At 58.4% G+C, this 9,223-nt stretch carries 10 protein-coding genes; 4 read left to right on the plus strand and 6 right to left on the minus strand.

What is annotated here, in order from left to right; translation table 11 throughout:
* Positions 1 to 249: 50S ribosomal protein L21 (gene rplU, locus ACIOVB_RS10070; RefSeq protein ID WP_401267232.1), on the minus strand; the 249-nt coding region annotated here is incomplete at its 3' end.
* Between the two features lie 240 nt (positions 250 to 489).
* On the opposite strand from rplU, the gene ACIOVB_RS10075 reads away from it, so the two are divergent.
* From ACIOVB_RS10075 to ACIOVB_RS10085, 3 genes are all read left to right on the plus strand, one after another.
* Entirely contained in the window at positions 490 to 1,458 is a 969-nt protein-coding gene (locus ACIOVB_RS10075) for a polyprenyl synthetase family protein (RefSeq protein ID WP_401267234.1), read from the plus strand.
* A gap of 126 nt (positions 1,459 to 1,584) precedes the next feature.
* On the plus strand, positions 1,585 to 1,926 hold the full coding sequence (locus tag ACIOVB_RS10080; protein WP_003228364.1) for a zinc ribbon domain-containing protein YjdM: 342 nt from the start codon (positions 1,585 to 1,587) through the stop codon (positions 1,924 to 1,926).
* Between the two features lie 206 nt (positions 1,927 to 2,132).
* Entirely contained in the window at positions 2,133 to 2,390 is a 258-nt protein-coding gene (locus tag ACIOVB_RS10085) for a hypothetical protein (protein ID WP_401267236.1), read from the plus strand.
* Between the two features lie 131 nt (positions 2,391 to 2,521).
* Here the strand turns inward: ACIOVB_RS10085 and ACIOVB_RS10090 are convergent, their stop codons facing one another.
* The 3 genes from ACIOVB_RS10090 to ACIOVB_RS10100 all read right to left on the minus strand — a co-directional run bounded on the left by ACIOVB_RS10090 (position 2,522) and on the right by ACIOVB_RS10100 (position 4,234).
* Positions 2,522 to 3,139, minus strand: coding sequence for an FKBP-type peptidyl-prolyl cis-trans isomerase (locus ACIOVB_RS10090; RefSeq protein ID WP_039761705.1), 618 nt, complete (start codon positions 3,137 to 3,139; stop codon positions 2,522 to 2,524).
* A 124-nt stretch (positions 3,140 to 3,263) separates the two neighbouring features.
* Positions 3,264 to 3,569 carry a DUF6482 family protein gene (locus tag ACIOVB_RS10095; RefSeq protein WP_187679196.1) on the minus strand — a complete coding sequence of 102 codons (306 nt, stop codon included), beginning with the start codon at positions 3,567 to 3,569 and terminating at the stop codon, positions 3,264 to 3,266.
* Positions 3,570 to 3,745: 176 nt separating this feature from the next.
* Positions 3,746 to 4,234, minus strand: a complete 489-nt coding sequence (locus tag ACIOVB_RS10100) for a TIGR00645 family protein (protein ID WP_129395586.1) — start codon at positions 4,232 to 4,234, stop codon at positions 3,746 to 3,748.
* 162 nt (positions 4,235 to 4,396) lie between these two features.
* Here ACIOVB_RS10100 and ACIOVB_RS10105 point away from each other — a divergent pair, with 162 nt between their 5' ends.
* Complete coding sequence (locus ACIOVB_RS10105) at positions 4,397 to 6,226, plus strand: hypothetical protein (protein WP_401267239.1); 1,830 nt, start codon at positions 4,397 to 4,399, stop codon at positions 6,224 to 6,226.
* On the opposite strand, the gene ACIOVB_RS10110 is transcribed toward ACIOVB_RS10105, so the two are convergent.
* Both ACIOVB_RS10110 and ACIOVB_RS10115 read right to left on the minus strand, forming a co-directional pair.
* Complete coding sequence (locus ACIOVB_RS10110; protein ID WP_095189336.1) at positions 6,223 to 6,543, minus strand: hypothetical protein; 321 nt, start codon at positions 6,541 to 6,543, stop codon at positions 6,223 to 6,225. The genes ACIOVB_RS10105 and ACIOVB_RS10110 overlap by 4 nt on opposite strands.
* Before the next feature lie 311 nt (positions 6,544 to 6,854).
* The coding region (locus ACIOVB_RS10115) for a Lon protease family protein (RefSeq protein ID WP_401267241.1) at positions 6,855 to 9,223 on the minus strand (2,369 nt) is incomplete at its 5' end.

Raw genomic sequence — 9,223 nt, forward strand, 5'->3', positions numbered from 1 at the left:
GTGCTTAAGACGACGGAACTTTATGATGCTTAATTTATCGTGACGACCTTGGGAGATCACTTCAGCCACAACAGTAGCGCCAGCAACAACTGGAGCGCCGATATTCACGTCGTCGCCATTGGCAACCAACAGAACGCGATCAAAGGTAACGGATTCGCCAGTAGCGATTTCCAGTTTTTCGATCTTCAGGTATTCACCTGGGGCGACCTTGTATTGCTTGCCGCCAGTAACGATTACTGCATAAGACATGGTATTTCTCCGATAATCCTGCTCACCCAGCTCTTTATAAGAAGAGGTATTGGCTGGCATGGCTGCATGAGGCTGGAAGGCCTGCTTGCAATTGCGTAAGGCAGGTGCTGCCCAGGAAGTTCAGGGTGCGCGATTGTACGCAAGGCGCGGCAGGCTTGCAAGTAGCCGTCCATCGCGCCTTGACAGGTCTGGACGGGGGTCCTAGCATGCCGCGCAACCCTTCTGGAGCGACTCTCGCTGATGCAACCCCAAGCTTTCTACCGCGCGGTGGCGGACGATTTTAGCGCCGTCGACGGCATGATCAAGAAGCAGCTGACTTCCCGAGTGCCGCTGGTATCGAAAATCGGCGACTACATCACGTCGGCCGGCGGCAAACGTCTGCGTCCTTTATTAGTGTTGCTGTGTGGCAAGGCCTTGGGTCGCGAAGGCGACGACATGCGCCTGCTGGCGGCGACCATCGAATTCCTGCACACGGCCACCCTGCTGCATGACGACGTCGTCGACATGTCCGGCATGCGTCGTGGCCGTTCAACCGCCAACGCCATGTGGGGCAACGCCCCGAGCGTGCTGGTCGGCGACTTCCTGTACTCGCGCTCGTTCGAAATGATGGTCGAACTGGGCTCGATGCCGGTGATGAAGATCCTGTCCCAGGCCACGCGCATCATCGCCGAAGGCGAAGTATTGCAACTGTCGAAGGTGCGCGACGCCAGCACCACCGAAGAAACCTACATGGAAGTCATCCGCGGCAAGACCGCGATGCTCTTCGAAGCTTCGACCCACAGCGCCGCCGCTTTGGCCGGTGCCACCGCCGAGCAGAGCGAAGCCCTGCGCACCTTCGGTGATCACCTGGGCGTGGCGTTCCAACTGGTCGACGACCTGCTCGACTACAAGGGCGACGCCGAAACCCTGGGCAAGAACGTCGGTGACGATCTGGCCGAAGGCAAACCGACTCTGCCGCTGATCTTCACCATGCGCGAAGGCACGCCTGAGCAGGCTGCACTGGTGCGCCAGGCGATCCAGAAAGGCGGGATCGAAAACCTGGAAAGCATCCGCGTCGCCGTGGAAGCGTCCGGTTCGCTGGAGTACACCGCGCAACTGGCCCGTGATTACGTGGCCCGTGCGATCAAGTGCCTCGATGCGCTGCCGGCCAGCGAATACCGCGATGCACTGGTTGAACTGAGTGAGTTTGCGGTCGCGCGCACGCACTGATTCTGCCCGCCTCACCATAAGCCGCAGCCTTCTCTGAAGCCTGCGGCTTTTTGTTGCCTGCCCTCTCACGGCAAAAACCTTATACAATGTGCGACTTTTAGCGAACCACATCCTCAAGGAGCCTTAGTGAGCACGCTGCCACCCTGCCCGAAATGCAATTCCGAATACACCTATGAAGACGGTGCCCAACTGATCTGCCCGGAGTGCGCCCACGAGTGGTCTGCCAATGGCGAAGCCGAAGTGGCCTCTGACGATGCAGTGAAGAAGGATTCGGTCGGTAACGTCCTGCAGGACGGCGACACCATCACCGTGATCAAGGACCTGAAGGTCAAGGGCACGTCGCTGGTGGTCAAGGTCGGCACCAAGGTCAAGAACATCCGCTTGTGCGATGGCGACCACGATATCGACTGCAAGATCGACGGCATCGGCCCGATGAAACTCAAATCCGAGTTCGTCAGAAAAGTCTGAGCCTGCTGTCATCCATCCCGCGCCAGCCGTGGGATGGAGCTCCACCCTCCTCGTTTTCCCCCAGAAAAACCACGCAATAGCTAAACGCCAGCCGTTTTGACCTTACGCAATCTTTACCCTTAAAAACTCGCAACATGCCAATAGTCGCTTGCTATTTGATGAATAAGAATTATTCTCATTGAAACCCTTTCAAGGAGATTAGAACCATGACTTATTTGATCGACGCCTGGCTGGACCGCCCACACCCTTATCTGAGAATCCTGCATCGGGAAACCGGCGAAGTCTGCGCAGTGCTGGAAGAAGAAGCGCTGCATGAGCTGCAGGATCAAGGGGACCTGGACGTCACCAGCCTGAATTCCAGCGAGCCGCTGGTGCTCAAGGAACTCGTGCGCAATCTGTTTCTGTTCTGCTATGCCCGGGCCTTGCGCCCGACCAATGAGCTGCATCACAAGATCGAAATATGAGCAGTACCACAAAAAATTGTGGGAGCCAGATTACTGGCGATGGCATCAACGCGGTTCTGAAAGAAAACCCCGTCGCACCATCGCCAGCAGGCTGGCTCCCACATTAGCCCATCACAAGGACAGGCCAGGTCTTACAGAACGTCGAGCAGCTCGACGTCGAACACCAGAACGCTGTGCGGCGGGATGCTGCCAACGCCTTGAGCGCCGTAAGCCAGTTCGCTCGGCACGTACAGACGCCACTTGCTGCCGGCATTCATCAGTTGCAGAGCTTCGGTCCAGCCGGCAATCACGCCGCCAACCGGGAATTCTGCAGGCTGGCCGCGCTCGTAGGAGCTGTCGAACACAGTGCCGTCGATCAGGGTGCCGTGGTAGTGAGTACGCACTTGATCTTCACGGGTAGGCTTGGCGCCTTCGCCCTGAGTCAGCACTTCGAATTGCAGGCCGGACGCCAGAGTGGTGATGCCGTCACGCTTGGCGTTCTCAGCCAGGAATGCCAGGCCTTCGCCCGCAGCGGCTTCAGCTTTGGCAGCGGCTTCGGCTTGCATGATCTCGCGGATCACTTTGAAGCTGGCGGACATTTCTTCCTGACCCACACGGCTTGGCTTGCCGGCGAAGGCGTCGGTCAGACCGGCCAGGATGGCGTCCAGGCTGACACCCGGTGGCGGGTTGTCGCGCAGCTGGTCACCCAGCTGACGGCCGATGCCATAGCTGACGCGGGTTTCATCGGTGGACAGATTTACTTCGGACATGACACTGCTCCGCTGTGCGGACGACCTCAAGACTTGCCGTGCGAACACAGCGCGTCCCGGCGCGCCCGGAACCAAAAAGGGCGAGCAGACTAGCACAGATGCCCCGTCGGTTGGGGCACGGGGTCTACAGGGCGGAGCGCCAGGCAATCGGCAATTTCAGGCTCTCTTCAATGCTGGCACTTAGTCCACACATTTCATCATGCACCGAGGTGTGGACGAGGTTGAACGGCAGCACCGGAAAGTTATGCAGCAAATCTCGTGCATGCTCCACCGAACGCAGCGTCAGCATGTTGCCCTTGAGATCGCTCAACGGATACGCCGCCCCATGCATCCGCGCTTCCAGCAGATAAATCCCGCCTTCCATGGAGATCAGATTCAGCTCATCTACTTTTTTGGCGATAGCAAACGCATTCAACTCTTGCAGGTTCATGAACACACCTCTCGCAGTGGCGAGCCAAGACCTCTACAGGGATATGCCCGCACGCCCCAAAGCACAAGCCACAAACGACACCGCCCGTCTGTTTCGCAACAGACGGGCGGTGTTTTTGTGTTGCGAGGGGGGATCGCTACGCGATCCAGCGGGAGCAAGCTCCCTCGCCACAATGATCAGTGCTTGGTGAGCTTGTCGAGGTAACCCATGGCAAACGCCGAGATCACAAAGGTCATGTGGATGATCACGTACCACATCAGGTGCTCGGGATCGACGTTCTTGGCGTCCATGAAGATCCGCAGCAGGTGGATCGAGGAGATCGCCACGATCGAGGCCGCCACTTTCATCTTCAGCGACGAAGAGTCCATGGTTCCGAGCCAGCTGAGTTTTTCCTTGCCTTCGTCGATGTTCAGTTCGGAAACGAAGTTCTCGTAGCCGGAAATCATCACCATCACCAGCAGGCCACCCACCAGCGCCATGTCGATCAGCGACAGCAGCACCAGAATCAGCTCCGACTCGGCCATCGAGAACACGTTGGGCAGGATGTGGAAAACTTCCTGGAAAAATTTCAGCGCCAACGCCAGCAGCCCGAGTGACAACCCGATGTAGATCGGCGCCAGCAGCCAACGCGAGGCGTACATTGCATTTTCGATAAAGCGTTCCATTGAATCTCACACAAGGGGGGTTGTAATGGGTGGCGAGTATACCAGCCACCTGTGACAGCCAGAAACCGCCCGGAAATCCGCCACCTGCGTGTGTGTGACAAGGTTTTTCTGCTAGTGTCCAAATCATTGACAGCCCAGCGACAGTGGACAGGACGAGTGGAAATGGATCTGCGATTGCCGATAACGACTGCCGGAATTTGCTTCGCCATGCTACTCGGCGGTTGCTCACCCGGCGACGACAAGCAGGCTGCCAGCCTTGAAGAAAAGACCACAAAGTTCGAACAGTCACTGGATGCCATCACCGATCCGAAGCTCAAGGACGCCATCACCGAACTTGGCGGTTCGCTGCTGCTGCTTGAGCGCGCAAAACAGAAACTCGACAGCAATCCGGCAAAAACCGAATACGGCGAAGACGCCCTCGGCGTGCTAAAGCATTACCCGACCCCGCAGAGCCTTGTCGATACCTTCATCAATGGCCTGTTCGTACTGCACAAGGACGCCAGTTCCGATTACCTCACGGATCTGCAACCGGTCTTCCCCTTCAACCTGAACATTCCCGGCGGCTTCCTGTTTCCCCATAGTGTGGAATGGCAGTCGGTAACGCTGAGCAACAAGCGCGTCATTGCTTATCAACCCGAGTGGTCGGAAACCGATCCCGGCATTCAGTTGAGCCCGTCCAGCTCCAACGTCACCAACCCCGATGACCTGACGGTGACCTACCCATTCATAGACGGCCTGAATGTGGACAAGAAAACCCAGCCGCAACCAGTGAGCCTGCAAGGCCAGGTCGAAGTCATTGCGCCGCGACGTTTGTACAGTTTCGACCTGACGCAAAAAGACGTTGGCCAGATCCGCACCAACGACAACCTCAGCGTCAAACTGCTCAAGCTTGAAAAGAACTACGCGCAAGTAGAGTTCAGCAACAGCCTGCCATTGGCACCGGAAGTCGCAGACGCCCAGCTCAATCCGCTGATCGTTCAAGCACGCGATATCAGCGGGCAATATTTGATGCGTGCCGGCTCGATCAACGAAAGTCCGGAGCAGGTTGCCTTCTACGAAAAACAACTGGCTCAGTTGCAACAGCAGAAAAGCTGGAGCGACACCCTGGAAAAACAGCTCAGTAACGATCAGCAAGCCTTTGAGCAGCAACACCCCAAGCGCTACAACAAGGTTTACTTCAACGGCCCGATCGAAACCCTGGAAGTCAGCGTGCTCGACTTCTCATCGGCCACCGTGACCCGCAAAAACCTGGATCTGCCGATTCGTGCGTTCAATCAGCACACCACGGAAAAAGCCATTCAACCGCTGGATCTGCCCGTGGTGGTGTATGACGATCTGGCGGTGAACTGGCTCAAAGGCGCAAGCCTGACAGAAGACCAATTGAAGGCCGGCATCCGTATTCATCAATCGGTGGAAGACCCCAGTGCGGCGCGTATCGAGTTTTCCCATCGACGTACCTTCAACGATGAATTGCTCGGTGACGACTTCAGCCCCGGCGTCAGCCCGGTGACGTTCTTCACAGAAAAGCGCAGCGGCAAACTTGATGAGCCAATCGAACTGCCGCCCGAGGCTTATCAGGTCGACCCGTTGCGGGCGACGATTACCTATGATCTGAATCTGTTCCCGGAAACCCCGGCGATTGCCGTCGGTTCGATGCCGTTGTTTCTCGCCACGGTCGACAAAAAATCCTACGACGCCAAGTCTTTGCCCAAAGGCCTGGAAATCAAAAACAACACCCTGACGGTGGATCTGAAACTGTTTCCTGCGAACGAATGGCGGTTCTTCGTCAAGGACGACAGCGGCAACTATCTGAAGCAGATCCTCTCGGTCAGCCATGATGCGAGCGCAGAAGGCCCAGCGTTGTTCGGCGTGCACTACTTCTACGGCCGACCAACCCACGTCGAAACCTTCCAGCGAACCGACCTCGCCACCGTGCAATACGGCTTTGAGGTCAAACTCGACAAGTCGCAGGCACCCGCCCCTGCGCCTTAACTGTTGAGGCTACGTCCCCGCCCGCCGTTGATCTGACGAAGCTGGGCTTGCAGGTGCAAGCTCCAGATTTGCGGATCGTCGGCCAGTTCGTAGCCGTGCAGGGTCAGACTTTCGACGATGGTGTCGAGGATCGACTCGGCAGCGACCGGGCCGTGAAACGGGCCTTGGGCTTTGATGGCAGAGGGTTGTTCGCCGGCCATGCCGGCAGCGAAGAGCAGCGTCCACATGCCAGTATCGCCGGCCAACGGCTTGATGGCGCACTCGATACGGGTCACGAGACCCAGGCATTGACGGGTGAGGCAGAGGTTGCGCGACATGGCGGCGACCCTCGGTGAAGCCGGTATTCAGCCCTCACGGGAGGACTGGCTCGATCCAGTGATACTGTCGATATCCTTGAGCTGAGAATAGAAGAAAAGTTCGCCGCGCAAGCTTTATGGAACCAGAAGGCGCCGAATGGTCATTGTGTGAATATTGGCGCCAGAGTGATGGCACTTTTCCCGAAGATCGACACAAAACGAATGTAGGAGTGAGCCTGCTCGCGATCACGGTGTGTCAGTTGATGGAAATGTCGACTGATACACCGTGATCGCGAGCAGGCTCGCTCCTACAGTTTTAACCGCGTAATGGGTTACGCCGGTTTGGCTTCCGCCAACGCCTCCTGCGCCAGTTCCTTCTCGGCCTCTTTCAGATCTTCTTCACTGATCATCTCGGCAATCACGCGCAGACGCTCAACCACCCGCGCGTTGACGCTGCCTTCAGGGAATTGACCGTCAGCATCCGGTTCACCGGCCGGCTCGCCGACCAGCAGGCTCAACGCCTCGTCGGCCTGACGCACTGCGTAAACGTGGAACTGCCCGGCGCGCACCGCCGCCAGCACTTTCTCGTCGAGCATCAGCGTGGCGACGTTGGCCTGCGGAATGATCGCACCCTGCTCGCCGGTCAGCCCGCGTGCTTCGCAGAGGCGGAAGAAGCCTTCGATTTTCTCGTTGACCCCGCCAACTGCCTGCACCTCGCCGAACTGGTTGATCGAGCCGGTGATCGCAAAGCACTGCTTGAGCGGGGTTTTCGACAGCGCCGAAATCAGCGTGCACGCCTCGCCCAGCGATGCACTGTCGCCATCGACGTAACCGTAGGATTGCTCCAGCGCGATACTCGCGGAAATTGCCAACGGGAATTCCTGAGCGTAACGGCTGCCCAGATATCCGGTGAGGATCATCACGCCTTTGGAGTGGATCGGCTGGCCGAGGTTGACCTCACGCTCGATGTCGACGATACCGCTGCCGCCCGGGTACACCGTGGCGGAAATCCGCGCCGGCACACCGAACGCCGAGTCGCCGACTTCAAGCACGGTCAGCCCGTTGCATTTGCCGACCGCCGCGCCGTCGGTGTCGATCAGGATGATCCCGGCGAGCATGTCGTCGAGAATCCGCGCCGACACGCGACCTGTACGAGTGGCCTTGGCTTTCAGGGCTCGTTCGATATGACCGGCATCGGTCATCTCATCGCCGGCCAAGTGACGAATGAAATCCGCTTCGCTGACCAACTGGAACAGATCGCCAATGCGCGCCGACAAGCGCCCCTGATGCTCGGCCAGACGTGCGCTGTACGTCGCCAGACGCGCGACCGCATCGGCGGTCAACGGCGCCATGCCTTCTTCCGACGTACGGGTTTTCAGCAACTGGGCGAATTGCTCAAGGCTCTCGTCGACCATCGGAATGTCTTCGTCGAAGTCGACCAGGACGCGGAACATCTCCTGGAAGTCCGGATCGAGGTCTTGCAGCGTGTAGTACAGCGACCGCGCACCGATGATGATGACTTTGACCTGCAACGGAATGTGCTGCGGATTGAGGGTCACGGTGGCGAAACGACCCATCTCGCCCAGCGGTGATTCCATTTTCAGCTTGCGCGATTGCAGGGCGCGTTTAAGCGCATCCCACACGAACGGCTCGCTGAGCATTTTTTCCGCTTCAAGGATCAAGAAACCACCGTTGGCGCGGTGCAGCGCACCCGGGCGCAACTGGCGATAGGTGGTGTAGAGCGCGCCCTGATCGGTGGTGTACTCGATACGGCCAAACAGGTTTTCGTAAGTCGGGTGCGGCTCGAACACCACCGGCGCACCGCCGCTGGCCGGATGACCAACCACCAGACTCGGCGCGTATTGCTCTTCCAGCAACTTGCGCGCGACGGCGTCGGTCTTGCTGTCGTCGACCAGTTGCTCGACCACGGTTTTCAGCAGGTACACCTGCATCGCTTGCAGATAACCGCAGACAGCGGCGTTTTCCGCGTACTTCTCCGACAGCGGCGACAGCAGTGGCTGCAAGGCCAGGGTGATCGTTTCTTCGTTGAGCGAACGCAGTTGGTTGTTCGACTCACGCTTCCACTGCGGCAGGCTGGCGAGTTCTTCGTTCAGACGCTCTTCAAGGCCGGAAATATCTTCATGAAAGCGCTCGCGATCGGCCTCCGGCAACTGCGAGAACTCAGCTTCATCCAGCGCCTTGCCGTCGAGCATCGGCGTGAAGGCGATGTTGCTGCTGTCGCGGTACAGGGCGACGTCTTTTTCCAGGGCCAGACGCTCGATGATGTCGAGGGCCTTGTCGTAGCGCTGGTTGAAGGCGCGGTCGATGGCGCTTTTCTTTTGCTGGTAGGACGGGTGTTCGAACACCGCCGGGAAGGTCGCCAGCAGGTTGTCGATCAAACCGTTGATGTCACCGATGAACGCGCCGGCCGTGCCCGATGGCAGCTCCAGCACGCGGGGCTCGCGCGGCTCATCGAAATTGTTGACGTAAACCCAGTCCGCCGGGGTCTGCAGGCGTTTGCCTTCGGCTTTCAGGTAGCGTTTGACGAACGAGAAGCGACCGGTGCCGGGCTCGCCCATGACGAATACGTTGTAACCGGGGCGTGGCATGGCCACGCCGAACTGCAAGGCTTCGACCGCACGTTCCTGGCCGAGCACACCGCGAAAGGGCTCCAGATCATTGGTGGTAGTGAAGCTGAACT

This window comes from Pseudomonas sp. NPDC087639 (assembly GCF_044743385.1).
Classification (GTDB): domain Bacteria; phylum Pseudomonadota; class Gammaproteobacteria; order Pseudomonadales; family Pseudomonadaceae; genus Aquipseudomonas.